Annotated in this window: 1 pseudogene; it reads right to left on the bottom strand. The window is 29.6% G+C overall.

Features of this window, described 5'->3' with window-relative positions:
- Positions 1-1206, bottom strand: a pseudogene (locus tag BUE91_RS04975) (adhesin); the annotation flags it as partial.

The raw sequence follows: 1206 nt of genomic DNA on the forward strand, positions 1-1206 counted from the left end.
TTGTTACTGATTCTTTTCCATCCTTACCTTTTACAGTTACTCCTGATTTTTCAATTGTTGTACTTGTTTTATCTGCTGAATTTTCATCTTTAGGTCCAAATGTAAGTTTATCTCCTGTTAATTTAGATTTACTATCATTACTTGTAACTTCTACACCATCAGACATTATTTTTGTTTTCTTTCCATCTACTTCTTTAGTCTCTATGCTATTTAATCCTTTAATGTCTTCTGCAAGCTTAACATCTAAGCCATCATTAGATGAATTTTTTTCAACTTTAATATTATTAGCAGCTGTATTTCCAGTGACATTTCCTTCACCTTGAATTTTTAAGGTTTGCCCTAATTTTCTTTCTATTTTATTTACATCTCCATCATCTCCATGGAATGATATTGCTTTATTCTCTAAATTCTTTAGGTTTGTTGTAGATGTATTTATAGCATCATCTAAAGCTTTTAAAGCATCTCCTACATTAGTATAATCTTTAGAATTTTCATCACCAGCTTTTAGGTTATATTTAGGTCCTGTAACTGAGCCATTTTCTATCTTTGCTCCCCCACCTAAAGTTTTTAAATAATCTTTAAGTTGAGATACATTTACAGCATCATTGTCTTCTATTCCATTAGCTACATTTGATATCTTTATATTTTCTCCAGAATTAGCAAATTTTAATTCTTTTCCTCCAACTTTTAATGTAGTCACAGTTGAATTATTATTTCCATTACCAAATATTAAGCTATTATCACTATCTTTTCCAATAGTTGTTGCACCCATTAAAGAATCTTTTGTTAGCTCTAATTTACTACCATTTTCTGATATACTTATCTTATCTGGTGTAATTTTAGTTTCTTTTCCATTCTTTTTAACCGTTATACTTTCTAGGTTTACTAAATCTTTTGATAATCCTATTGTTAATTTCTTGTTATCTTTATCTGTTGTTACTTTTATATTATCCTTAGCAGTTGTTTCATTAACTGTTCCTTCTCCCAAAATACTAAGTTTTTCACCTAATTTAATTTTTACTTCATTATTTGAATCATTACCTGTAACTGTAAGCAATTCTTTACCATTTAATAAGCCTGAAGAAAGCTTTTTAAGTTGAGCCACATTTACTGCATCTGTATCCTTTTCTCCTGCTGCTACTCCCGTTATTCTTCTAGTGTCATTTGATCCATTACCTATAGCAAGTTCTCCCTTAGTTGGTTTCC

This window comes from Streptobacillus notomytis (genome assembly GCF_001902585.1).
Lineage (GTDB): Bacteria > Fusobacteriota > Fusobacteriia > Fusobacteriales > Leptotrichiaceae > Streptobacillus > Streptobacillus notomytis.